This window comes from Cupriavidus sp. SK-3 (assembly GCF_000611145.1).
Lineage (GTDB): Bacteria > Pseudomonadota > Gammaproteobacteria > Burkholderiales > Burkholderiaceae > Cupriavidus.
The window spans coordinates 1-22,084 of record NZ_JFJV02000037.1 but is presented as its reverse complement, the minus strand read 5'-3'; the positions used below and the strand labels follow the sequence as shown (position 1 = coordinate 22,084).

23 protein-coding genes are annotated in these 22,084 nt (G+C 66.9%); 12 read left to right on the top strand and 11 right to left on the bottom strand.

Features of this window, described 5'->3' with window-relative positions:
- Positions 1-8 precede the first annotated feature (8 nt).
- Positions 9-1,205 (bottom strand): alpha-D-ribose 1-methylphosphonate 5-triphosphate diphosphatase, encoded by a 1,197-nt coding sequence (locus tag CF70_RS04100; protein ID WP_035860725.1) that lies wholly within the window; start codon positions 1,203-1,205, stop codon positions 9-11.
- A gap of 244 nt (positions 1,206-1,449) precedes the next feature.
- Complete coding sequence (gene phnF / locus CF70_RS04095) at positions 1,450-2,184, bottom strand: phosphonate metabolism transcriptional regulator PhnF (RefSeq protein ID WP_035860723.1); 735 nt, start codon at positions 2,182-2,184, stop codon at positions 1,450-1,452.
- A gap of 196 nt (positions 2,185-2,380) precedes the next feature.
- On the opposite strand from phnF, the gene phnG reads away from it, so the two are divergent.
- The 7 genes from phnG (at position 2,381) to CF70_RS04060 (ending at position 8,433) form a co-directional block, all read left to right on the top strand.
- Positions 2,381-2,881, top strand: coding sequence for a phosphonate C-P lyase system protein PhnG (gene phnG, locus CF70_RS04090; protein WP_035860721.1), 501 nt, complete (start codon positions 2,381-2,383; stop codon positions 2,879-2,881).
- A gap of 70 nt (positions 2,882-2,951) precedes the next feature.
- Positions 2,952-3,530, top strand: a complete 579-nt coding sequence (phnH, locus tag CF70_RS04085; RefSeq protein WP_051648026.1) for a phosphonate C-P lyase system protein PhnH — start codon at positions 2,952-2,954, stop codon at positions 3,528-3,530.
- A gap of 1 nt (position 3,531) precedes the next feature.
- The gene (locus CF70_RS04080) at positions 3,532-4,680 is read left to right on the top strand and encodes a carbon-phosphorus lyase complex subunit PhnI (RefSeq protein WP_035860719.1); all 1,149 of its coding nucleotides are present in this window, start codon (positions 3,532-3,534) and stop codon (positions 4,678-4,680) included.
- On the top strand, positions 4,677-5,573 hold the full coding sequence (locus CF70_RS04075) for an alpha-D-ribose 1-methylphosphonate 5-phosphate C-P-lyase PhnJ (RefSeq protein WP_035860717.1): 897 nt from the start codon (positions 4,677-4,679) through the stop codon (positions 5,571-5,573). Before CF70_RS04080 ends, CF70_RS04075 begins: the two co-directional genes overlap by 4 nt.
- The gene (gene phnK, locus CF70_RS04070; RefSeq protein ID WP_035860715.1) at positions 5,570-6,358 is read left to right on the top strand and encodes a phosphonate C-P lyase system protein PhnK; all 789 of its coding nucleotides are present in this window, start codon (positions 5,570-5,572) and stop codon (positions 6,356-6,358) included. The genes CF70_RS04075 and phnK overlap by 4 nt, the downstream gene beginning before the upstream one ends.
- A 2-nt stretch (positions 6,359-6,360) precedes the next feature.
- Positions 6,361-7,149, top strand: a complete 789-nt coding sequence (gene phnL, locus CF70_RS04065; RefSeq protein WP_235184872.1) for a phosphonate C-P lyase system protein PhnL — start codon at positions 6,361-6,363, stop codon at positions 7,147-7,149.
- A 51-nt stretch (positions 7,150-7,200) separates the two neighbouring features.
- Positions 7,201-8,433 carry an alpha-D-ribose 1-methylphosphonate 5-triphosphate diphosphatase gene (locus CF70_RS04060; RefSeq protein ID WP_035860712.1) on the top strand — a complete coding sequence of 411 codons (1,233 nt, stop codon included), beginning with the start codon at positions 7,201-7,203 and terminating at the stop codon, positions 8,431-8,433.
- A gap of 62 nt (positions 8,434-8,495) precedes the next feature.
- On the opposite strand, the gene CF70_RS04055 is transcribed toward CF70_RS04060, so the two are convergent.
- On the bottom strand, positions 8,496-8,768 hold the full coding sequence (locus CF70_RS04055; protein WP_035860708.1) for a hypothetical protein: 273 nt from the start codon (positions 8,766-8,768) through the stop codon (positions 8,496-8,498).
- A gap of 516 nt (positions 8,769-9,284) precedes the next feature.
- Here CF70_RS04055 and CF70_RS04050 point away from each other — a divergent pair.
- The gene (locus CF70_RS04050) at positions 9,285-10,433 is read left to right on the top strand and encodes an AGE family epimerase/isomerase (RefSeq protein ID WP_035860706.1); all 1,149 of its coding nucleotides are present in this window, start codon (positions 9,285-9,287) and stop codon (positions 10,431-10,433) included.
- Here CF70_RS04050 and CF70_RS04045 read toward each other — a convergent pair.
- Entirely contained in the window at positions 10,430-11,149 is a 720-nt protein-coding gene (locus CF70_RS04045) for a Crp/Fnr family transcriptional regulator (RefSeq protein WP_035860702.1), read from the bottom strand. The two genes, CF70_RS04050 and CF70_RS04045, sit on opposite strands and share 4 nt — an antisense overlap.
- 394 nt (positions 11,150-11,543) lie before the next feature.
- On the opposite strand from CF70_RS04045, the gene CF70_RS04040 reads away from it, so the two are divergent.
- A complete protein-coding gene (locus CF70_RS04040) occupies positions 11,544-12,092 on the top strand; it encodes a hypothetical protein (protein ID WP_035860747.1) in 549 nt (182 codons plus the stop codon).
- Positions 12,093-12,121: 29 nt separating this feature from the next.
- Here the strand turns inward: CF70_RS04040 and CF70_RS04035 are convergent, their stop codons facing one another.
- Positions 12,122-12,982, bottom strand: coding sequence for a LysR family transcriptional regulator (locus tag CF70_RS04035; RefSeq protein ID WP_035860700.1), 861 nt, complete (start codon positions 12,980-12,982; stop codon positions 12,122-12,124).
- Positions 12,983-13,159: 177 nt separating this feature from the next.
- Here CF70_RS04035 and mdtD point away from each other — a divergent pair, with 177 nt between their 5' ends.
- A complete protein-coding gene (gene mdtD, locus CF70_RS04030) occupies positions 13,160-14,551 on the top strand; it encodes a multidrug transporter subunit MdtD (RefSeq protein WP_035860745.1) in 1,392 nt (463 codons plus the stop codon).
- A 46-nt stretch (positions 14,552-14,597) separates the two neighbouring features.
- Here the strand turns inward: mdtD and CF70_RS04025 are convergent, their stop codons facing one another.
- The 4 genes from CF70_RS04025 to CF70_RS04010 all read right to left on the bottom strand — a co-directional run bounded on the left by CF70_RS04025 (position 14,598) and on the right by CF70_RS04010 (position 18,338).
- A complete protein-coding gene (locus tag CF70_RS04025; protein ID WP_035860697.1) occupies positions 14,598-14,996 on the bottom strand; it encodes a hypothetical protein in 399 nt (132 codons plus the stop codon).
- A gap of 103 nt (positions 14,997-15,099) precedes the next feature.
- The gene (locus tag CF70_RS04020) at positions 15,100-15,786 is read right to left on the bottom strand and encodes an alpha/beta hydrolase (protein ID WP_035860694.1); all 687 of its coding nucleotides are present in this window, start codon (positions 15,784-15,786) and stop codon (positions 15,100-15,102) included.
- A 282-nt stretch (positions 15,787-16,068) separates the two neighbouring features.
- Positions 16,069-16,356 (bottom strand): hypothetical protein, encoded by a 288-nt coding sequence (locus CF70_RS04015; RefSeq protein ID WP_035860742.1) that lies wholly within the window; start codon positions 16,354-16,356, stop codon positions 16,069-16,071.
- Positions 16,357-16,571: 215 nt separating this feature from the next.
- Positions 16,572-18,338, bottom strand: coding sequence for an FAD-dependent oxidoreductase (locus tag CF70_RS04010; RefSeq protein WP_035860691.1), 1,767 nt, complete (start codon positions 18,336-18,338; stop codon positions 16,572-16,574).
- 519 nt (positions 18,339-18,857) lie between these two features.
- Here CF70_RS04010 and CF70_RS04005 point away from each other — a divergent pair.
- Positions 18,858-19,382 carry a hypothetical protein gene (locus tag CF70_RS04005; protein ID WP_035860688.1) on the top strand — a complete coding sequence of 175 codons (525 nt, stop codon included), beginning with the start codon at positions 18,858-18,860 and terminating at the stop codon, positions 19,380-19,382.
- Between the two features lie 408 nt (positions 19,383-19,790).
- Positions 19,791-20,531 carry a hypothetical protein gene (locus tag CF70_RS04000; protein ID WP_035860686.1) on the top strand — a complete coding sequence of 247 codons (741 nt, stop codon included), beginning with the start codon at positions 19,791-19,793 and terminating at the stop codon, positions 20,529-20,531.
- Positions 20,532-20,647: 116 nt separating this feature from the next.
- Here CF70_RS04000 and CF70_RS03995 read toward each other — a convergent pair whose 3' ends face one another.
- Both CF70_RS03995 and CF70_RS03990 read right to left on the bottom strand, forming a co-directional pair.
- The gene (locus tag CF70_RS03995) at positions 20,648-20,950 is read right to left on the bottom strand and encodes a hypothetical protein (protein ID WP_035860684.1); all 303 of its coding nucleotides are present in this window, start codon (positions 20,948-20,950) and stop codon (positions 20,648-20,650) included.
- Between the two features lie 83 nt (positions 20,951-21,033).
- Positions 21,034-21,960 (bottom strand): LysR family transcriptional regulator, encoded by a 927-nt coding sequence (locus tag CF70_RS03990; protein WP_035860681.1) that lies wholly within the window; start codon positions 21,958-21,960, stop codon positions 21,034-21,036.
- Positions 21,961-22,084 lie beyond the last annotated feature (124 nt).

Sequence of the window (22,084 nt, the reverse complement as noted above, 5' to 3'; positions counted from 1 at the left end):
GGAAACGGTCAGGCGGCGCGCCGTTCGTCGCCGGACAACACCAGCGGGATGGCGCGGGTGGCGTGCCGCAATACGCCGCCGACGATGGCGGCGCAGACTTGCGGCAGGGCGGGATCGCGGTCGTCGACGATGATGGCGTCGGCGCGCAGGCCGGGGCCCAGCGTGCCGCGGTCGTTCATGCCGGCGGCGCGCGCGGGGTTGCGCGAGACCAGGTCCCAGGCGGCCGGCAGCGGCAGCACGCCGAGCTGCGCCAGCCGGAACGCCGCTTGCAGCGGCGCCGGGTAGTAGTAGTCGGAGGCCAGTACGTCGCACAGCCCGGCGGCGATCATCTCGGTGGCGTCCGGGGCGCCGGTGTGGCTGCCGCCGCGGATCACGTTGGGCGCGCCGAATACAGTGTGGTTGCGCAGGGCACGGGCGGCGCGGGCCACGTCGACGGTGAGCGGGAATTCCGCCACCGTGCAGCCTTGCTGGTGATAGCCCTGGCGCGTGGCGGCATCGCCGTCGTCGTGCGATGCCACCTGCAGGCCGGCGGCGCGGGCGGCGGCAATCAGCCGGGCCACGCCGGCGGGCACGGCGCCGGCCTGCGCGGCGGCCTGTTCCAGCCGTTGGCGGAAGGTGGCCGGGTCGCATTCCGCGCGGTCCGCGTACTGCGCCAGCTTGCGGGCGTCGTGCATGCGGGTCGCCATCAGCGGCAGGTGATCGTTGATGGCGACGAAGCGCACCTTGCCTGAATCGATCCAGTCCAGGGCCGTCTCCAGCCCGGCCAGGTGGTGCGCCTCGAAGCGCAGGTGCACGTGGTGCTGCGCGCCCAGCGTGCCGCGCATGCGTTCCAGGCCGTCGAACATGCGTTGCGCGTACGCCTCGCCGCGCAAGCCGCCTTCCCACGACAGCGTCACGCCATGCAGTTCGGTGGTGATGCCATGCGCGAGCAACTGGCGATCCACGTCGAACAGCGCGCTGGTGTACGGGAAGCTAACGCCGGGCCGCGGCATCACCGCGCGCTCGAAGGCGTCTCCGTGGATATCCACGATGCCGGGCAGCACCAGCAGGTCGCCCGCATCGAGGGCGCCTCCCGGCGTACTGGCGGGCCCCGCCAGGCAACCATCGCGGAAGGCGAAGGCGGCCGGGGCGATGCCGTTGGCGGTCAGGACGCGCCGGCCGCGCAGGCCGGCGAGGGTGGGGTGATATGCGTGATTGGTATCCATGCTGGCGACCTTAGCGCGGGCAGATGACAAGCGGATGTCTAGACCAATTGCGATGCGATTCGTGCATTGGCAGATTGTGTCGGTGCATCGCCGCCTGCGCAAGCCGCGGCGAAGCTATCGTGTCCCGGTATGCGATTGCAACCCGTGCTGCACGCCATACCGGAAGTAAGCAAATTGCGGGCCGGCCGATGTCCGGCCCATGTTCGGTCCATCCCGGTGGCGCGAAGATCATGGCCGGCGCCGCCTAGTCCTGGTCGGTCACGGTCAGTTGCACCCAGTCGCCGGCGAAACGCACCACGCTGTATTGCAGCGGCGCGCCTTCCGGGTCGACATTGAGCGCTTCCACCTGCAGGATCGGCCGGGTCTTGGGCTGGTTGAGCTGGCGGGCCACCGGCGCGGTCGGCATGGCGGCGGTGATGCGCGACCATTTGCGCGTGTAATCGGTGATGCCGTAATGGGCGAACGCCTTGGAGATGGACTGGCGCGCGCGCAACTGTTCATCCATGTCGGGAAAGCGGGCGGCATCGAAGTAATGATCGGCGACGTCGATGGTGCGGGCTTCGGCCTTGCCCAGCATCTGCACGCGCAGGATGGGGGCGCTGCGTCCCAGCCCCAGGTGCTTGGCGATGTCGGGCGCGCGCAGCGTTTGCGATTCGAGCACTTCGATGTGCCCGCGCATGCCCTGGCTGGCCAGGTTCTGCGAGAAACGGGTACGGCGCCCGATGGCGTAGTCGATCGCGTGCTCCTGCACGAACGTGCCCCTGCCTTGCTCGATGCGCACCAGGCCATTCTGCTCCAGTTCGCCCATGGCGCGGCGGATGGTGTGGCGATTGACGGCGAACCGGCTGGCCAGCTCCGGCTCGGGCGGCAGCCGCTCGCCGGGCATGTAGAGCTTGTTGCGGATGTCGAGCGCCAGGGCTTCGCCGATCTGGCGCCATACCGCAACTCCCGAACCGCGTTCGACTTCCTGTTCCACCATCCTGTCCTGCCTTTTCGTCATCCTGCGTTAATCATTGGCGTGCTTCAATGGAATGCGATTGTGCCTCAACCACGCAGTGCGGTGCGTAGAACAAAACAACGTCGCCAGGCGTCATCAAAGCTTCATCTGGCTATGTTGTAGTTCGGCCATGGATGATATTCTACATCTAAACGTATAGACGTATAGGGGATGTGAAATGGATCGAACCGATACCGGATCCGGCACGCAGCCAGCGGCGGCGGCCCGGGAACAGGCCGGCCAGGCGGCCCGCGCCGCATGGCTGCGCGTGCTGGCGCTGGCAGACCCGGAAGCCCTGGAGCAGGCCGTTGGCCGCCTCGGCGCGCTGCCGGCCTATCGCCTGCTGCGCAAGCCGGAAAGCGGCATGGCGATGGTGCGAGGGCGCGCCGGCGGCACCGGTGCGCAGTTCAACCTGGGCGAAGTCAGCGTAACGCGCTGCGCGGTAACGCTGGAGCCTGGCGTGGTGGGCGTGGGCTACGTGCAGGGCCGTACACACCGCCAGGCGGAGCAGATCGCCGTGCTGGATGCGCTGTTGCAACTACCAGGCTGGCATGCGCGCGTGCAGGCCGAAGTGGTCGCGCCGCTGGCCATGGAACGCGCGGCGCGTGGCGAACACGAGGCCGCGGTGGCAGCACAGACAAAAGTTGAATTTTTTACCATGGTGCGTGGAGAGGATTGAGATGCCAGCCCAACCGATTGCCGCCCAGGCGGCTGGATATGACAACGCGCCTGCGGGCCGCCAGGTGCCGATGCTGTTGCCCGGCTTCGACGATGCGGTGCAGTCGGCGCAGCGCACCTTCCGCGCCGCGCTGGACGCCATGTCACACCCCGGCACCATCGGCGAGCTGGCCGAGCCGTGTGGCGTGCCGCCGGGCCTGTCGCCTGCGCTGAGCGCGCTGCTGCTGGCGCTGGCCGATAGCGATACGCCCGTATGGCTGCCGCCGCAAACGCCCGAGGGCGTGCGCGCCTTCCTGCGTTTCCATTGCGGCTGCCCGCTGGTGGCCGAAGTGGGGCAGGCCACCTTCGTGGCGGTGCCGGCCGGCCATGCCGTGCCGGATCTCGCGGCGTGCGCCCAGGGCGATCCGGCTTATCCCGACCGCTCCGCCACGCTGTTGCTCGAAGTGGAGTCGCTGTGCGATGGCCCTGCCGTCACGCTGCGCGGCCCGGGCATCGAGCGCCAGGCGACGCTGGCCGTGCAAGGCTTGCCGGCCGGTTTCTGGACCCAGTGGCAAGCCAACCATGCGCGCTTCCCGCTCGGCGTGGATGTGCTCCTGACCAGTGCCAGCCGCCTGTGCGCGCTGCCGCGCACCACCCAAGCGGAGGCTTGATATGTACGTTGCCGTCAAAGGAGGCGAACGCGCCATCCTCAACTCGTATCGCATGCTGGACGACTACCGCCGCGGCGACCGCGCGGTGCCGGAGCTGACGCTGGCGCAGGTGCGCGAGCAGATGCCGCTGGCCGTGTCGCGCGTGATGGCCGAGGGCTCGCTGTACGATCCGCACCTGGCCGCGCTGGCCATCAAGCAGGCCGCGGGCGACCTGATCGAAGCCGTGTTCCTGCTGCGCGCCTATCGCACCACCTTGCCGCGCTTCGGCTATTCGGTGGCGCTCGATACCGGTGCCATGCGCTTGCAGCGCCGCATCTCGTCCACCTTCAAGGATGTGCCGGGCGGGCAGGTGCTGGGGCCGACCTACGATTACACCCAGCGCTTGCTGGATTTCACGCTGGAGGCCGAGCGCGAGAATGCACCGCTGCCGCCGGCGGCGTCCACGCTGGACGCGCGCATGCCCCGCGTGACCGACCTGTTGCGCCAGGAATCGCTGATCGAGCCGGAGACGGTGCCCCCGCACGATCCCGCGCCGCCCGACCTGACGCGCGAACCGCTGGAGCTGCCCGCTGCCCGTCCGGCGCGCTTGCAGAACCTGGCGCGCGCCGATGAAGGATTCTTGTTGTCGATGGGCTACTCGACCCAGCGCGGCTACGGCAACTCGCACCCGTTCGCGGCGGAGATCCGCTATGGCGCGGTCGAGGTCGAACTGTTCGTGGAAGAGCTGGGATTTGCCGTGACCATCGGCGAGATCGAGGTCACCGAATGCCAGATGGTGAGCCAGTTTGCCGGCAACGCGCAGGAGGGGCCGAGCTTTACGCGCGGCTATGGCCTGGTATTCGGCTACGGAGAGCGCAAGGCGATGTCGATGGCGCTGGCCGACCGCGCGATGCGCGCCGCCGAACTGGGCGAAGCCGCCGACGCGCCCGCCAATGACGTGGAGTTCATGCTCTACCACAGCGACAACGTGGAAGCCTCAGGCTTCGTGCAGCATCTGAAGCTGCCGCACTACGTGGATTTCCAGACCAATCTCGAACTGCTGCGCCGGCTGCGCGCCGAGCGAGGGCAGGGCGTCCCGGCGCCGGCGCCGCCGGAAAACGACACCGCCGCCATCGCTCAAGCCCCGTCGCAGGAGGCCATCGCATCATGAACGACACCAATGCCAGCGCCGTCGTGCGCGACGAACACTACAACTTCGGCTATCTCGACGAGTCCACCAAGCGCATGCTGCGCCGCGCGCTGCTCAAGGCGGTGGCGATCCCCGGTTACCAGGTGCCCTTCGGCAGCCGCGAGATGCCGCTGCCCTACGGCTGGGGCACCGGCGGCATCCAGGTCACCGCCTCCATCATCGGCAGCGACGACGTGCTCAAGGTGATCGACCAGGGCTCGGACGACACCACCAACGCCATCAATATCCGCCGCTTCTTCGGCCGCGTCACCGGCGTGCAGACCACCGAACGCACCGCGCAAGCCACCATCGTGCAGACCCGCCACCGGATTCCTGAGACGCCGCTGGCCCAGGGCCAGATCATGGTGTTCCAGGTACCGATCCCGGAGCCGCTGCGGTGGCTGGAACCGAGCGAGACCGAGACCCGCACCATGCATGCGCTGGCGGAATACGGCGCCATGCATGTCAAGCTGTACGAGGACATCGCGCGCCATGGACGCATCGCCACCACTTACGACTACCCCGTGATGGTCAACCAGCGCTACATGATGCGGCCGTCACCCATCCCCAAGTTCGACAACCCTAAGCTGGACCGCAGCCCGGCGCTGATGCTGTTCGGCGCGGGGCGCGAGAAGCGGGTCTATGCGGTGCCACCCTATACCAGCGTCAAGAGCCTGGATTTCGACGACCATCCCTTCGCGGTCGAAACGTGGTCGGGCTGCTGCGAACTGTGCGGCGCCACCGACAGCTATCTCGACGAAATCATCACCGACGACGCGGGCGGCCGCATGTTCGTCTGCTCCGATACCGAGTACTGCGCCACGCGCCAGGAATCAGGTGAAACCGGCGCCAACGCCAGCAAGGAGGCCGCATGAGCCGCACCGATCCACACCAGCCGCTGTTGTCCGTGCGCGGCCTGACCCGCACCTGGGACGGCGTGCACGGCTGCCACGATGTCAGCTTCGATCTCTTTCCCGGCGAAGTGCTGTGCGTGGTGGGCGAATCCGGCTCCGGCAAGAGCACCTTGCTGCAAGCGGTTTCCTGGCAGGCCGCGCCGGAGTCCGGCAGCGTGCGCTACGACACCCGCGAGCAAGGGCTGGTTGACCTCGCTACGCTGTCCGATGCCCGTCTGCGCCTGCTGGCGCGCACCGACTGGGGCTTCGTGCGGCAGAACGCGCGCGATGGCCTGCGCATGCGCGTGAGCGCCGGCGCCAATATCGCCGAGCGCCTGATGGCGGTGGGCGGACGCCACTACGGCGAACTGCGCGAGGTCGCCGGCACGTGGATGGAGAAGATGGAGCTTGACCTGGGGCGCCTGGACGATGCGCCGGCGAGCTTCTCGGGCGGCATGCAGCAGCGCCTGCAGATCGCCCGCAACCTGGTGACGCATCCGCGCCTGGTGTTCATGGACGAGCCCACCGCCTCGCTCGATGTCTCCGTGCAGGCCCGCCTGCTCGACCTGCTGCGCCGGCTGGTGGCGGACCTTGGCCTCGCCGCCATCATCGTGACCCACGACCTGGCCGTGGCGCGCCTGCTAGCGCACCGCACGCTGGTGATGCAAGGCGGGCGCGTGGTGGAAAGCGGCCTGACCGACCAGATCCTCGACGACCCGCACCATCCGTACACCCAATTGCTGGTGTCTTCCATCCTGCAGAGCTGACCATGACGCAAGACTCCGACAGCCTTCAAGGCTATGCCAATACCGTCGATGCCGCCGGCGCCAGCCGCATCCAGGTGCGCGGCCTCGGCAAGACCTTCGTGCTGCATAACCAGGGCGGCACGCGTCTGCCCGTACTGCAGGCCATCGACTTCGACGCCGCCGCCGGCGAGTGCCTGGTGCTGGCCGGCAGTTCGGGCGCGGGCAAGAGCACGCTGCTGCGCTGCCTGTACGGCAACTACCTGGCCACCGAAGGCAGCATCCGCATCCGCGACGGCAACGACTGGGTGGAACTGACCCGCGCGCCTGAGCAGCGCATCCTGCAACTGCGCCGCGAGGTGATCGGCTATGTCAGCCAGTTCCTCCACGTGATCCCGCGCGTGAGCACGCTCGACGTGGTGGCCGAGCCGCTGCAGCAGCGCGGCGCCGGCGCCGATGAAGCGCGCGAGCGCGCGGCGACGCTGCTGGCGCGGCTGCAGGTGCCGGACCGTCTGTGGAGCCTCCCGCCCGCGACCTTCTCGGGCGGCGAGCAGCAGCGCGTGAACATCGCGCGCGGGTTGATCGGCGGTCATCCGGTGCTGCTGCTCGACGAGCCGACCGCCTCGCTCGATGCCGACAACCGCGCCGTGGTGGTGGCGCTGATTCGCGAGGCGCTGGCCGAGGGCCGTTGCCTGGTCGGCATCTTCCACGACGAAGCGGTGCGCGATGCCGTGGCCACCCGGTTGCTGCCCTTGCATCCGCCCGCCGTCACCGAGGCCGCGCCCGCCGGCAAGCTTGCCGCCGTGGCTGGCTGAGCCGATTCGTTGTTGCCTTTTATCCGTTCCCAATCGTTCCCGGAACCGACCATGCTTCCTGCCTACCTGACCCATGCGCGGATCGTCCTGCCCGACGGCGTGCTCTCCGACAGCGCATTGCTGATCGAGAATGGACTGATTGCGGCCATCGAGCCGGATGCCGCCGCCGTACCGCGCGCCACCCAGGTGATCGACCTGCGCGGCCAGACCCTGATGCCCGGCCTGATCGACCTGCATTGCGATGCGATCGAGAAAGAAGCCGAACCGCGCTCGCGCGTGATGTTCCCGCTCGATTTTGCCGTGGCGCAGGTCGACCGCCGCAACGCCGCTGCCGGCATCACCACGCCTTATCATGCGGTGTCGTTCGCCAGCCATACGTTCGGCGTGCGCAACTACGACACCGCCAGCGCCCTGGTGCGCGCCGTCACGGCTTTCCGCGATCACAGCCTGGTGGACAACCGTGTCCATTGCCGCTACGAAGTCACCGATGCCAGCGCGCTGCCCGTGCTGGCGCAACTGATGGAGGCCGGCGTGGTGGACCTGGTCTCCGTGATGGACCACTCGCCCGGCCAGGGCCAGTTCAAGACGCTCGAAGCGTACCTGGCCTACATGATGGGCAACCATGCCATGAGCCGCGAAGAAGCGCGCGCCGCCGCCGACAAGAAACTGGTGGAGAAGCATGGCGCGCTGGAGCGCGTGGAACGCCTGCTGGCGCTGGCCGCGCGGATGGGCATTCCCGCCGCCAGCCACGACGACGATTCGGTCGAGCGCATTGCCGCCATGCAGGCGCTGGGCGTGCGCATGAGCGAGTTCCCGATCAACCTGGAGACCGCGCAGGCGGCCAAGGCGCAAGGGCTGCCGACCATCCTCGGCGCGCCCAATGTGCTGCGCGGCCAGAGCCAGAGCGGTTCGATGCGCGCCATCGACGCCATCCGCGCTGGCGTGGCGGATTGCCTGTGTTCGGACTACCAGCCATCCACGCTGATCGCGGCGGCCTTCGCCGCCGAGCGGCAGGCGGACCTGAGCTTGCCGCGGGCTGCCGCGCTGGTCAGCGCCAACCCGGCGGCGGCCTGCGGGCTGACCGACCGCGGCCGCATCGCGGCCGGGTTGCGTGCCGACCTGGTGGCGGTGGCAAAGGTGGCGGGCCAGCCGCTGGTGACGCATACGTGGTCAGCGGGCCGCCTGGTGTTTGCCGCACGGTATCCGGCAGGCGTCACGAGTTCCGACAGCGCCGGCGTCGTCCGGATTCCAGCCTCTGCCGAGGAAGGGCGCGCAGCCGCGTGACATTGCCGCTCCGGCCTTATCGGAGGCTGGAACGGGTCCGCGCGTGGCCGGACGGTGGCGCCCTAGCGGCTGGAGGCGCGCGCGGTGGCGCGGGGGGCTGCGTGCCAGTCGCCCGGTATGTCGGGGAAGATCTCGCACTCGCCGCGCACGATCAGTTCCACCGTTGCGCATACGCCTTTGACGCCGCGCGGACCGACGCAGACCAGGCTGTGAGGGTGCTCTGAATGATTGGGAATGGCGTACACGCGCATCCCCTCCTGATACAGGGGATGGGCGGGCAGCCTGGCGTTCAGCATCTCGACAAAACGCAAGGGGCTTACGACTGGCTTTTCCATCGTGCTCTCCCATGGAGCATGGGCGTAACCTCCGGCAGGCGCCGGATGGCCAGAAAGTGCGGGGAGGACGGAAGGCGGGAATCCCTCCGGCCGTGATATCTGCACAAACCAGGAATGTGGTCCAGGCGCCGCGGCGGGCGCGGAATGCGGCGCGATAGCCGCTCGTCGCGGTTCTCGAAGCAAGGGTCCACGCGGTAAGGTTAGGCGATCTGCCGGCGGGTTCAAGCTTGCCATTGGCATGAAACGCCAGGTGGGGCGAGGCCGCCACTCCGGGTTGCGGCAGGCCGCCGGAATGCGGATCGGAAGGCGCGCGCCTGCCCTTGTGCATGATCCGGCGCATCCAGGCGCCATCCCCGGCGCCGGCTGGTCGGGAAGACCGGTTGCCGTGCTGAGGTATATTGCACGGATGCCAGTCTCCGGGACGCCTTGGTTGCCGTTCCCGGCCCCCCGGGTCTGGGTCATGAATACTTAGCCGGGTACGCGCGATGGCGCGCCCCTTACCGAATTCCTTCCCGCATGAACGTTACGCCAACCCTCGCCCCAACCGGCGCTGCTTCCATTGCCGCGTCCGTTGCCACGCTGCTCGCGCACTACGATGCCGCCATCCTGCCCCTATGGAACGGTCCGGGCTGGAATACCGCCATGCAACTGCCCTATGAGGCGCTGTCGGCCACCGATCGCCGGCCGCTGCCGGTGGCGCGCTATCGCGCCATGGCATGCGCGCGCCAGATTTACGTGTTTTCCCGGTGCGAGGGCGCCGACGCGGCCGCCCACGCCGCGCGGCTGTTCGCGTCGCTGCGCGGCCGCTTCGCCGATGGCGGGTACGGCGGCTTCGTCTACAGCATCGATGCGCACGGCCAGCCGCTCGATAGCACCAAGGACTTGTACACCCACGCCTTCGTGGTCTTCGCTTGCGCAGCGTATTTCAAGCGGACTGGCAGCCCCGAGGCGCGCGCCTTGCTGGACGGCACGGCGCGGCTGATCGAACAGCGTTTCCGCATGGCGGACGGCCTCTACCACGCCGGGCTCGCGCAAGACTTCAGCCCCATTGGGGGCACGCCGCTGCAAAACCCGATCATGCACCTGACCGAGGCTTACCTGGCGGCTCACGAGGTCACGGGGGACAATCTTTACGCGGACCGGCTGGCGGCCATTGCCGCAGCCATGCTGGCCAGCTTTGTCGATCCGGCCAGCGGTTGCATCACCGAGTTGCCGTTGACGACGGACAACGCCGGCAACCGGATCGAGCCCGGACACCAGTTCGAGTGGTTTTCGCTGCTCGCTTCGGCGCCGTCCCTGTTCGACGGCTCGCCGCTCAGCCAGGCGCTGACGCGGGCCTTCGACTTCGCCCTGGGGCACGGTGTCGATACCGGCACCATGGGCGTGGCAGCGGCGCTGAATCTGGACGGCTCTGTGCGCGACCCGCTCCAGCGGATCTGGGCGCAGACCGAATTCGGGCGGGCGCTGGTGGTGCGCGGCGATCGTGTTGCGCTCGCACACCTGCAGGCATGGCTGCAATCGTTCCCGGCGCGTTTTCTCCACGCGGGCGGCTGGTACGAATGCCTGTCGGCGCAAGGCAAGGTGGAGCGGGCCGAAATGCCTTCGACCACGCCCTACCACCTTGCCACCGCTTACCAGGCGCTGGCACATGCCACCGCCGGCTAGCTCGCGGCAGGGCTGAGCAGGCGGTCGAATTCGTTGCGCACGATGCGGTAGGACTCGCCGGAGAAGCCTTCCAGCCCGGCGCGGTCGATGACGGTGATATGGCCACGGCTGTGGCTGATCATGCGCAGCTCCGCCAGCTTGCCCACGGCTTCGGTGACACCCTCGCGGCGCACGCCGAGCATGTCGGCGATGGTCTGCTGGGTGACATCCAGCTCGTTGCAGGGCGAACGGTCCAGCGCCAGCAGCAGCCAGCGGCACAACTGGGTGGTCAGCGAATGATGGCGGATGCAGACCGCCGTTTGCGAAACCTGCGTGAGCAGCGCCTGCATATAGAGCAGGGCCATGCGCTGCAGCGTGGGCAGCTCGGGGTAGATGGCGCGCAGGTCGCCGGCGGCCACGCGGAAGCCGCATCCGCTACTGCGTACCTCGATGCGGTTGGGCATGGTCTCGCCGCCGGTCAGCGCGGGCAGACCAACCATCCCTTCGCGGCCCACCGAGGCCAGTTCGACGGTAGCGCCGCTTTCCTGCAGCGACATCATCGAGATCACCGCGGTGCTCGGGAAGTAGAGATGCCGGATGCGTTGCCCGGAGTCGCTCAACAGTTGCCCTGTGCGCAGGTTGACGCTATCGAGCCGCGAAATGAGCAGGCGGCGCTCGCGCTGCGGCAGTGCGCCCAGCAAATGATTGCCGGACAGGTCCAGTTCTGTGTCGGTCATCCCAATCTCCCCTAGTCGAAAAGTCCCGGCCACGGCGTCAGCCGTTCTGTCTTGTTCTGTTCGGTTTGCCACGCAGCGGCGCCTGACCCGTTACTGTATTTAGCGTCATGCGTACGCTTGCCGACACTGGCCGGAGGTTGGAGATCGTCACGGTATTGGGGGGGATAAGCTTTTGGCCGGGCTCATCCTTTTGACTGGAAGATGGCTGGAATAAGGCTTAGGCCAGTCAGGTGCGGGCGGGGCAGGGCGCCGCGTCGGGCTGCGAGGCGTGTCCACGTGCAGGGCACCGCACGCGGATCGAGGCGAACGGGCTTCGGCAAATAATCTGAAAAAACCTGTAAGTTCCATCGGTTGCCGGCGACGAATGGGCTCATTCACCCAGTTGGAGATTGCCATGTACCCGAACCTCGCCAAGTCGCTGTTTGCCGCCGCCGCCATTGCCGGTGCCGTGTTCGCCCTGGGCAGCGCCCACGCCGCCAGCGCGGATGCCGATCGCGCTGGCAGCGCGCCCTATGCCCAGTCGATGCACAGCGGCGCGCGCGACGTATTCAGCGACGGCGCACGCACGGCACCCGTGAGCGCATTCACCGATGGCGCCCGTGGCGGCAGGTTCGATAGCTTCACCGATGGCGCCCGCACCCGCATGGTTGATCCGTTCACCGACTGCGCCCGCATTGCCGGCCTGGACCGCGCTGGCGTCTCGTCCGATCCGGCTCGCAGCATCGACCCGTACACCGATGGCGCCCGCACCCGCATGGTTGATCCGTTCACCGACGGCGCCCGCATTGCCGGCCTGGACCGCATTGGCGTTTCGTCCGATCCGGCTCGCAACATCGACCCGTTCACCGATGGCGCGCAGAAGCTGGCCGGCATGGACACGCGCGGCGTATCGGCATCCCCGGCCCGTAGCTTCGACCCGTACCAGGACGGCGCCCATGCGTGAGCCCGGCGGGAATCGCACGCGGGTGCTGGCTATTCGTCCAGCCAGGACCCGCGCAGATCGCTCTTTTGCAGCAGTTGCAGTAGCGTTTCGGCGGGCCGGCTCAGGCGGCCCGCGCGCAGCGAGATGAACTCCACCTCCGGCAGCGCCGGCAGGCTTTCACTATTGACCAGCGGCGACAGGCCGCGCCCGGAAAGGTATTGCGCCCTCACGGTAATGCCCAGCCCGCCGCGCGCGGCGGCGATGCAGCCCGAGTGACTGCTGCTGGTGCAGACGATCTGCCAGCGCATCCCGGCCTTGGCCAGCGTATCGAGCACGATGGCGCGCGTGACGCTGGGTTCGGGTACCAGGATCAGCGGCAAAGGCTGCCTGAGGTCCGCCACGGTGCCGGGCCGCGCGAGCCACTCCAGCTTGCCGCGGAACAGCGGGGTGCCGCGCCTGTCGCCTTCACGGCGCTTGCCGATCATCAGGTCCAGCGCGCCGGCATCCATCAGCTCGTAGAGCTTGCCGGTCATGCCGATGGTGATTTCCAGTTCCACGTCCGGATGCGAGTTGCGAAACGCGGCCAGCACATTGGGCAGCGGCCCCAGCGCCAGGTCGTCCGAGGTGCCCAGCCGCACGCGTCCCTGCAGGCGGGGCGCGTTGAACTGGGATTCCGCGCGCGCGATGGCTTCCAGGATCAGCCGCGCATGCGCCAGCAGCGCCTCGCCGTCGGCGGTCATGGTCAGGGTGTGGGTATCGCGCACGAACAGCCGCCGTCCCACGTGCTGTTCCAGGCGCCGGATATGGTCGCTGACGCTGGACTGGGACAGGCCGAGCTGGCGCCCCGCATCGGTGAAACTGTGGGCGGCGGCAACGGTGGCGAAGGTCCGGATCCAGACGGGATTGAGCATGCGGCATTGTCATCGGAATATCCGATCACAGTCAATATAGGCAGAGGGGTTCCCGATTGGTAGCGCAATCATTAACATCGATAGCATTCGTGGCCCTGGGTTCTTCCGGATCTGCTCCCCGCGATCCCACCCGATGGCCGCGCCGGTTCTCCGCCGGTCCTTGCCGAGATGTACAAGATGAACAGCCAATCCTCCCAAAAGGCCATGCTGTGGATCGTCGCAGCGGGCTTTTTCATGCAAACGCTCGACACCACCATCGTCAATACCGCGTTGCCCGCGATGGCGCGCAGCCTCGACGAAACTCCCCTGGACATGAAGCCGGTGGTCGTGGCCTACACCCTGACCATGGCCATGCTGACGCCGGCTTCTGGCTGGCTGGCGGACCGCTTCGGCACCCGCCGGGTCTACTTCGCGGCGATCCTGACCTTTGTGCTCGGCTCGCTGTTTTGCGCCGGCGCGCAGAGCCTGGACCAGCTTGTGATCGCCCGCGTGGTCCAGGGCATCGGCGGCTCGATGCTGCTGCCGATCGGCCGGCTGGCGGTGCTGCGCAGCGTCTCCGGCGAGCAGTACATCGCGGCCCTTGCCTTCGTGTCGGTGGCGGGGCAGGTCGGGCCCATCTTCGGGCCGGTGCTGGGCGGCTGGATCGTGCAGTCGGTGGCGTGGCACTGGATCTTCCTGATCAATGTGCCGGTCGGCGCGATCGGGATGCTGGCCGTCTTGCGCTACTTGCCGGATAACACCATCGGACGCGCGCCGCCGTTCGATTTCATTGGTTGCGGCTTGCTGTCGCTTTGCATGGTGGCGTTTTCGCTGGCGCTCGACACGCCACGCGAAGCCAGTCACGCGGCATGGAGCGGCGGCCTGTTCGCGCTGAGCCTGCTGTCCGCGCTGCTATACATTCCACATGCCCGGCGGCGGCGCGATCCGCTGTTCCGGCTGGCGTTGTTCCGCGAACCCAACTTCAGCATCGGGCTGGCCGGCAACCTGGTTTGCCGCATCGGTTCCGGCGCGGTGCCGTTCCTGATGCCATTGCTGCTGCAGTTGCAGATGGATTACTCACCGCTGCATTCCGGGCTGATGCTGTTGCCGGCCGCGCTGGCCGGAGTGGTCGCCAAGCGCTGGATCGTGCCGTTGGTCAAGCGCTTTGGCTATGACACCTTCCTGCTGGTCAACACCTTGCTGGTGGGCGGCTCGATCGCATCGTTCGCGGCGATTTCGCCGGGCTGGCCGACTGGTCTGGCCATCGCGCAGCTAGCGTTGTTCGGCGCCACCAACTCCATGCAGTTTGCTGCCATGAACAGCGTGACGCTGAAGGGCCTGAGCGTGGAAGACGCGGGCAGCGGCAACAGTCTGTTCTCGATGGTGCAGATGCTGGCGATCGGCCTCGGGGTCACCATCGGCGGCGGACTGGTGAGCCTTTTCACCGCGCAGCTTGGCGTGGCGGGCACGGCTTACCGGCTGGCGTTCCTTACCGTGGGCATCATTACGCTGCTGTCGGCGCTGGTGTTCCGCCGGCTCGACGGGGAACAGTTCGACAAGGGCCGCGCGCCAAGCGTGGCCAGCCGCTGAATCGTGCCGGCCACGCCGCGCCTGCGAAGGCACGGCGCGTGGCCTGTCACTCGGTCACGCCGTTCTCGCGCAGCAGCCGCTCGCACTCGTCGAGCAGGTCGTGCGCAAAAGCGGACTGGTAGTTGGGGTCGAGCGCTTCCATCATTTCATGGGCGGTGTACAGGCCGGCCTCGCGCGACAGGGTGCCGGCCAGTTGCCGTGCGAACTGATCGCTCAGTTGCGACAGCAGGCGCCGCTCCGCCAGCGCCAGTTGCAGCCTGGAGCGCGACAGCCAGAGGCCTGCCAGGGTGGAGCCCTGGGCATCGGTCATCCACTGGCGGTGTTCGTAGTACGCTGACAAACGCTCGGCGGCAAGGGCGAACAGCAGCGCCTTGCGCGTATCGAAATCCAGCTTGAGCGGCGCGGCAGGGGTGGCCGCGGAAGCGTCGGGATGTGAGGTTTTCATAGGGCTTGCGAATAATGCGGAGGGCGCGAGCCTACCATGGCCGGACGCCTCGCATGCCGGAATGGCCGTGCCGGACCATTCCGCCTTCTTGTCCTTCCCGTGATCAGGACGGTTTGTCCGCGGCGAACCGCGCGGTCAGCCACGCGCCAATTGCCTGGATTTCTTCCATGCAGACCGAGTGCGACATGCGATAGGTGCGCCATTCCACCGTGCATCCCTGCTGTTGCAGCGTATCGCGCGCCAGCATGCCTAGCTTGACGGGTACCACGTCGTCGTCGGCGCCATGCCCGGCGAAGATCGGCGTGGCGCGGTTGGCCTCGCTCAACTCGGCAGCAAGCAGCGCGGGCGAGGGGATATAGGTGGAAAGGGCGATGATGCCGCCCAGGCGCTCGGGATGCGTGAGGCCGGTGGTATAGGCCACGGCGCCGCCCTGCGAGAAGCCGGCCAGCACGATGCGATGGCTGGGCACGCCGCGCTGGTTCTCGCGCGCGATCAGCGCGCGAATGGCCTCGCGGGTGACACGTATCCCAGCCTCGTCCACCTGGCGGCGCGCGTCGTCCAGGGACTCGATGTCATACCACGCCGGCATGACGTAGCCCCCGTTGCAGGTGACCGGGATGGCCGGCGCGTTGGGAAACACGAAACGCACGCCGGGTACGGGCGCCAGGTCCAGTTCGGGCACCACGGGGACGAAGTCGCTGCCGTCGGCGCCGAGGCCGTGCATCCATATAACCGACCATGTCGGTGATGGCGCGGTTTCGATCTCAATGGCTGGCAGCAGTTCGCTCATATCAGTTTCCTGTTGGGTCCCGGGCGGGCACGGACGTCGCGAGGCACCGCGCGCGGCGTCGGGTCTGTGTGGATGACGCGGGAGAACCGCGCAAGGCGGCCAGTATCGCACAGCGCTCGCGCAGCCCACGGCGATGCGCGACGGGCCATGACGAGCGCCACGTGCACCGGTTGCGTGCGACAGCGTCCCGGCAGACGCGACACGGCAGCAGCCGCGTCCCCGCGCGGGCGAGGGACGCGCCATCACCATGCCGGCGCGGGCTGCGCCGGCAACGGTGAAACGTCAGGCTGCTGAAGGTACGGCGGGCACCGTGATGAGTCCGGGCGCGGAGCGATGGGCCTGTGCGTGCTCGGCGGCGGCAGATGTGCGCCGCTTGTCCACCACGCTTTCGACGCCGGAGGCGCTCACGTCTTCCAGGAAGGCGACGAGGTCGCGATAGTAGTCGACCTGCATCTGTGCTTCCAGCAGGCGGCGTTCGGCCTGGAATAGGGTAAGCCGCATTTGCTGCAATTCTCTTGCTGCTATTTTCTCCGGTGTGGGCGGACTAAATCTGTCTGCAAGCGAACGCATGGCAACCTCCCCGATCAGCGGCTTCGAATTGAAGCACCTGCCATTGCAACCAATATAGTAAATAAAAGCGCATTTCACGCTCTGTCGCGCGCCGTCCACACGGTCGATTGCCGGCGCACGGAGGCAGGAGTAAATTCATTGTCCGGCGATTCCCTGGAGGGCCGGCATTCAGGAAAACCCGATATTTCCCCGGCCTATGCAGCGCCCGGCGCGCCCTACATGGCGAGCGTTCCCGGCTCCGGCTGCTTTAGTTTCGCCAGGTAGCCGTGGATTTGCGCGACCACGGCGGCGCCTTCGCCAACGGCCGCCGCAACACGCTTGGTGGAGCCCGAGCGCACGTCGCCAATCGCATAAACACCGGGTACGCTGGTCTCCAGCGCGGAGGCGGGCGCCTCGCCTTCATGCGGTGTGTCCGAGCCGGTCAGCACGAATCCCTTTGCGTCGACGCGGACATTGCACGTACGCAGCCATGCCGTATTGGGATCGGCGCCGATAAACAGGAACAGATGCCGGATCGGTATTTCTGTAATGCGGTCGCTATCACGCGTGCGGTAGCCGACGGTAGCCAGGCGCTCTTCTCCGGCCAGTGTCACGACTTCCGCGCCGGTATGCAGTTCGATATTGGGCTGGGCCGCGATGCGCTCGATCAGGTAGCGCGACATGCTGGCCTCCAGGCTCGCCCCACGGATAAGCATGTGCACGTGCTTTGCGTGCGCGGCCAGGAAGACCGCCGCCTGTCCGGCTGAGTTGCCGCCCCCGACCAGCATGACCTCGTCGCCGCCGCATAGCCGGGCTTCCACCGGAGACGCCCAATAGTAGACGCCGCGCCCCTCATAACGATCCAGCGCTGCGATGGCGGGATGGCGATAGGCCGCGCCGCTGGCTATGACCACGGTGCGGGTCGGGATCTTGCGGCCGTCGCACAACTCAATGCGTTGCGGGTGTTCGCCGCAATGCAGTGCAGCCACCTCCAGCGGGATCGCGACGTGAGCACCGAATTTCTGTGCCTGGACAAAGGCGCGGCCGGCCAGTGCTTGTCCCGAGATGCCGGTGGGAAAGCCGAGATAGTTTTCGATGCGCGAACTGGCGCCTGCCTGGCCACCCGGCGAGCACTCGTCGAACACCGCGACGGAGAGCCCTTCGGACGCGGCATAGACGGCCGTTGCCAGCCCGGCAGGGCCGGCGCCCACCACGATCACATCGTAGACATGGTTGGGATCGAACTCGGGCAACAGGCCCAGGCAAGTGGCAAGCTGGCCTGGGTCGGGCGCGCGCAGCACCGCGCCGCCGGGGCAGATGACCAGCGGAAAATCGCCTGGGGCGGCCGCGCTGAACTCAAGCAGCGCGCCGGCGTCGGGATCGGTGTCCGCGTCGACCACGGTGTGGGGATAACCGTTGCGCCGCAGGAAGGCCTGCAGCAGCAGCAGGCGTGGCTCGCTGCCGCGGCCCAGCAGGGTCGGGCCTTTGCCGCGTTCGATCAGGCCGACACGGCGCAGGATCAGCGCGCGCATGATCCGCTCGCCCAGTTCGGCCTCCGCGACCAGCAGTGCGCGCAGCCGGTCGGGCGGGATCGCAATGGCCTCGACGTCCTCCAGCGCCATGCCGTCGACCAGGGAGGGCTTGCCGGATAGCTGTCCGACCTCGGCGAGGAAGTGCCCCGGTCCGTGTTCGCCCACCACCGTCGAACGATCCAGGGCGTCGCGCTGGGACAGCCGTACATGGCCCCGCAGCAGCACCATCATGCCGTGGGCGGGATCACCCGTGCGGAACAGGAATTCGTTGGGGAGCCATTGCTTCACCGTGCCGAAATGCTGGAGCCGGGCGATCTCGCCGGCAGTCAGCAGGGGAAACATCTGGTGCCGGCGCGACTCCATCGGGGAGAACGCTGCCGTGGTGGCCTCTGGCTCGACTGGCAGGTCCGCCGGCGCCATGGCTTGCGGATCGGCATGTTCGGAACGCCCGATGGCATTGTCTGCGCTCATGAGTACGGCCTCCCGGTGGCACCGCGCGGGAGGCGGTGCAATGGATTCGAGTGCGGCAGGAGCGTGCGCGGGAACGCCCGCGCACGGCCATGGAGAGTTTGCTCGCGATGCCGCAACGCGGCAATCCCTGATGGCAACCTTCGGCGGTGCGTGCGAGGCCTATTGCGCACAGTGACGCACGAGTGCCCTCGATCGCGATCCCGCGCCTGCCAATAGTGCTGCTTGTACCGCTTAGGTTTTTTCTGAATATTCTTAAGCGCAACCTGGTAAAAACCCTTGACTATCTACCTACAGGTAGATAAGATGTGTTTTATGGGCGCCGCAGCAAGGTCAGGCCGAAAAGGCCCGCCAGCCGGTTTCCAATGCAGCAGATATGCAACGACGACGAAAGTCACTTTTTTTTTGCCCAGCCTGTCTACCTAGTGGTAGGTAAAACGAAGGGGAAGTGACGATCCAGCTAAATCCCGGTCCCCGCGGCCAAAGCAGACCCCCGGACCCATGCTTCGATTGGAGAACATCATGAACACCAAGCTTTTTGCCAAGTCCCTGCTCACCGCCGCCACCTTCGCCGCAGCTTTTGCCGCCGGCCATGCCCAGGCCGCCACCGTTTCCGCCGACAAGTACAGCTATGAATACCGCACCCGCGACGTGTATAGCGATGGCGCCCGTACCGGCAAGTTCGACTCGTTCACCGATGGTGCCCGTACCGGCAAGGCCGATCCGTTCACCGATGGTGCCCGCAGCGGCAAGTTCGACGTGTTCAGCGAAGGCGGCCTGACTGCCGGCCTGGACCGCGCCGGCGTGTCGTCCGAGCCCGCCCGCAGCATCGACCCGTACACCGACGGCGCGCGCGTCGGCAAGACCGACCCCTATACGGATGGTTTCCGTACCGTCGCCGGCCTGGACCGCGGCAGCGTGTCGTCTGAACCGGGCCGCAGCTTCGACCCGTACACCGACGGTGCTCGTACCGACAAGCGCGACCCGTACACCGACGGTGCGCGCAGCGGCAAGCGCGACGTGTTCACCGACGGCGCGAATGCCTGAGCAAACCACCGGTATGCCGTGAGGTCAGCATGACCGCGGCGTACCGCGATCCATGCATCATCGTCGTGCCGCCGTCATGGCGGCGCACGGGTATCAGGAGCACATCATGAGCCGTTGGCAGAGTTTCCGGATGTTGGCAGGCTGGGCACTGGTTTGCGCCGCCAGCGGCTCCATGGCAACCGTGTTGGCGCAGGCGCTCCCTGCCTGATAGCCTTCCCGGCCCGCACACCATTTGTACTATCGCAGCGCCGACGCGCTGTGCGACATCGGCGCGCCCATTGAGGCGCGCCGATTTCTTTGCTTCCTGGCCGATTTCCGGGGAAGACTGCGCCGGTTCATCGGCGACCTACTCGGCCGACGGGCTATGATCCGCTACATTACCGAGGCAGCCGCATTACATTGGTCCAAATGAGCCACAGCCCTCAACAGCATCGGGTACAAGACCTCCTCACGTCCTATTTCTGGAGTGGCGACGCCATCCGCAGCCGGCGCGTGAGTGACATCGTGCTCTCAGGCACGGTCGACGTGCCGGTACCCCCTGCACGTTTGCTTGCCGATTGGGCGAGGGAGATATCGTCCCGCATGGTCCTGGAGCCCGGGGATGTCGAGGCAATGCCTCTGGCACGAGCGCGAGCGCGCTGGCCGGACTACACGTGCTGCGTGCAGGCCGTGTCCGATTGGGCGTGCGCGCTTGGACTGCCTGGGGTGCTTGCCTCCAGTGACGTAGCCCTCATGGCCTGCCGCGGCGCAAGGTACCACCATGACGGTGCGCAATATGGCGGTGCGGCCTTTTGCAATCTCTTCCTGAGCGAGGACAGGGGGCAGGACTTGCATTTTCCCTCTTTGGGTCATCGCATCCCGCTGACCCGGGGCACGGCGGTGATATTCGATACTTGTCAGCCTCATGGCGTAATTCAACGCCGCAGCAGCGGTTTTGATGTGGCCGACTTCCCGCCCGACCAGGACTGCACCCAACTATTCCTGACCTGGGAGCTTCCCATCGAGGATGCCCATGTTGGGCGCGCACTTAAGGTTGCCTTCGACATCGCCCCTTCGACCTCGCTGCAGCTGAATGAAGAGCAAGTCTGGCTGAACGGTGCAAGGGCCAGTGTGTGCCCGGATTCTGGCCGGTGGTGCCGGGCCGCCTGATCGTCGGGCAATGCACGCGCCATTCGCTTCCCGATTTCGGCAGGGACGAAGCCATCGGCGGCTCCGCCATCTTGCGGACACGTTCAGTGGCGTCCGTTCAGTGCGATGGTGTCAGGCTATTTGCGCACGCCCGGAAAGGCGTTCACGTATTCGATGGTGAAATCGCCAAACGCGTCGACGATCTGGATCTTGTAGTCAGCATTGCCGCTGACGATTTGCCATTCGCCAGGCCTGTCGGGGAAGGCATCGACCTTTTTCACTTTTAGGTCGGCAAAGGCGTTTACCACCTGGACCTTGTAGTCGCCAAAGGCATTGACGAACTGGATCTTGCCGTGAATCCTGGACACGTCCACGGCCGTTGCCGGCACTGCATGGAGCGATGTGCAAAAAAGCAATGCGAAGAGGGCGGTTTTCCGCATGGGGAGATCCTTCGGGGGACGGGCGGAATTCTAATGCCTGGAAAGACGACTTGTCCGAAATACGAAGATTGGACGACTGGGGCCTAGCCTGTCCGGAGCGACGCGGGCCTGCCGCCTTGCCATCCGGGATCCGTGTCGAAGTACTCCGCCAGGAAGTCCAGCATGGTGCGCAGGATCGCCGGCATTTGCCGGCGCGATGCGTACACGCCATGGATGCCCAATGCCTGCGGTTGCCAGGCCGGCAGCAACGCCACCAGCCGGCCGCTGCGCAGCAGCGGCGCGGCGGAGTAGAGCGGTTGCATGGCGATGCCGGCGCCAGCCACCGCGGCGGCCAGCAGCACCGTGGATTCGTTGGCGCTGAGATTGCCCTGTACCGGTACCGCCAGGGTTTCGCCAGCGCGTTCCAGTTGCCACAGGCTCTTGCCGAAATAGGAGTAGGTCAGGCAGTTGTGCATGGCGAGGTCCTGCGCGCTGCGCGGCATGCCGTGGGCGGCAAGATAGGCCGGCGCGGCGCAGATTACCGAGGCGCAACTGGCCAGCGGACGCGCGATCAGGTTGGGGTCGAGGTCGTTGGTGATGCGGATGGCCAGGTCGATGCGCGCTTCCACCAGGTTGACGGCCTGGCTGCCGATATGGAGGTCGACTGCCGTTTCCGGGTAGCGCTTCAGATAGGCCGTGACCGCCGCGGCCAGGACATCCTCGGCCAGCGATTGCGCGCAACTGATGCGCAGCATGCCGCGCGGCGTGCCTGCGCGTTCGGCCGCGGGGCGTGTCATCTGGGCGGCGATTTCCAGCATCTGGCGGCAGCGGGCCAGGGTTTGCTCGCCGGCGGGTGTCAGGCTTAGCTTGCGCGTGGTCCGGTGCAGCAGGCGCTGTTCGGCCCAGGTTTCCATTTGGGCCAGGTAGCGGGTGACCATGGCGCGGGACATGTCGAGGGATTCGGCGGCGGCGGTCATGCTGCCGCGTTCGGCGATGGTGATGAAGACTTCGGCGGCGGTCAGGCGGTCCATGGGGTTTTGTTTTGATTGGAGGGGGCTTTGTGTGGGTGTGGTTTTAATTGTTTAACTTCAAAGGCTTAACTTCAAAGGCTTAACTTCAAAGGCTCAAAGTCAAAGGCGGTTTCACCCCCCTGCG

Bases quoted from the DNA above. Each gene is read 5' to 3' on its own strand.
- CF70_RS04100 (WP_035860725.1), bottom strand. From the start codon at position 1,205: ATGGATACCAATCACGCATATCACCCCACCCTCGCCGGCCTGCGCGGC.
- phnF (WP_035860723.1), bottom strand. From the start codon at position 2,184: ATGGTGGAACAGGAAGTCGAACGCGGTTCGGGAGTTGCGGTATGGCGC.
- phnG (WP_035860721.1), top strand. From the start codon at position 2,381: ATGGATCGAACCGATACCGGATCCGGCACGCAGCCAGCGGCGGCGGCC.
- phnH (WP_051648026.1), top strand. From the start codon at position 2,952: ATGCTGTTGCCCGGCTTCGACGATGCGGTGCAGTCGGCGCAGCGCACC.
- CF70_RS04080 (WP_035860719.1), top strand. From the start codon at position 3,532: ATGTACGTTGCCGTCAAAGGAGGCGAACGCGCCATCCTCAACTCGTAT.
- CF70_RS04075 (WP_035860717.1), top strand. From the start codon at position 4,677: ATGAACGACACCAATGCCAGCGCCGTCGTGCGCGACGAACACTACAAC.
- phnK (WP_035860715.1), top strand. From the start codon at position 5,570: ATGAGCCGCACCGATCCACACCAGCCGCTGTTGTCCGTGCGCGGCCTG.
- phnL (WP_235184872.1), top strand. From the start codon at position 6,361: ATGACGCAAGACTCCGACAGCCTTCAAGGCTATGCCAATACCGTCGAT.
- CF70_RS04060 (WP_035860712.1), top strand. From the start codon at position 7,201: ATGCTTCCTGCCTACCTGACCCATGCGCGGATCGTCCTGCCCGACGGC.
- CF70_RS04055 (WP_035860708.1), bottom strand. From the start codon at position 8,768: ATGGAAAAGCCAGTCGTAAGCCCCTTGCGTTTTGTCGAGATGCTGAAC.
- CF70_RS04050 (WP_035860706.1), top strand. From the start codon at position 9,285: ATGAACGTTACGCCAACCCTCGCCCCAACCGGCGCTGCTTCCATTGCC.
- CF70_RS04045 (WP_035860702.1), bottom strand. From the start codon at position 11,149: ATGACCGACACAGAACTGGACCTGTCCGGCAATCATTTGCTGGGCGCA.
- CF70_RS04040 (WP_035860747.1), top strand. From the start codon at position 11,544: ATGTACCCGAACCTCGCCAAGTCGCTGTTTGCCGCCGCCGCCATTGCC.
- CF70_RS04035 (WP_035860700.1), bottom strand. From the start codon at position 12,982: ATGCTCAATCCCGTCTGGATCCGGACCTTCGCCACCGTTGCCGCCGCC.
- mdtD (WP_035860745.1), top strand. From the start codon at position 13,160: ATGAACAGCCAATCCTCCCAAAAGGCCATGCTGTGGATCGTCGCAGCG.
- CF70_RS04025 (WP_035860697.1), bottom strand. From the start codon at position 14,996: ATGAAAACCTCACATCCCGACGCTTCCGCGGCCACCCCTGCCGCGCCG.
- CF70_RS04020 (WP_035860694.1), bottom strand. From the start codon at position 15,786: ATGAGCGAACTGCTGCCAGCCATTGAGATCGAAACCGCGCCATCACCG.
- CF70_RS04015 (WP_035860742.1), bottom strand. From the start codon at position 16,356: ATGCGTTCGCTTGCAGACAGATTTAGTCCGCCCACACCGGAGAAAATA.
- CF70_RS04010 (WP_035860691.1), bottom strand. From the start codon at position 18,338: ATGAGCGCAGACAATGCCATCGGGCGTTCCGAACATGCCGATCCGCAA.
- CF70_RS04005 (WP_035860688.1), top strand. From the start codon at position 18,858: ATGAACACCAAGCTTTTTGCCAAGTCCCTGCTCACCGCCGCCACCTTC.
- CF70_RS04000 (WP_035860686.1), top strand. From the start codon at position 19,791: ATGAGCCACAGCCCTCAACAGCATCGGGTACAAGACCTCCTCACGTCC.
- CF70_RS03995 (WP_035860684.1), bottom strand. From the start codon at position 20,950: ATGCGGAAAACCGCCCTCTTCGCATTGCTTTTTTGCACATCGCTCCAT.
- CF70_RS03990 (WP_035860681.1), bottom strand. From the start codon at position 21,960: ATGGACCGCCTGACCGCCGCCGAAGTCTTCATCACCATCGCCGAACGC.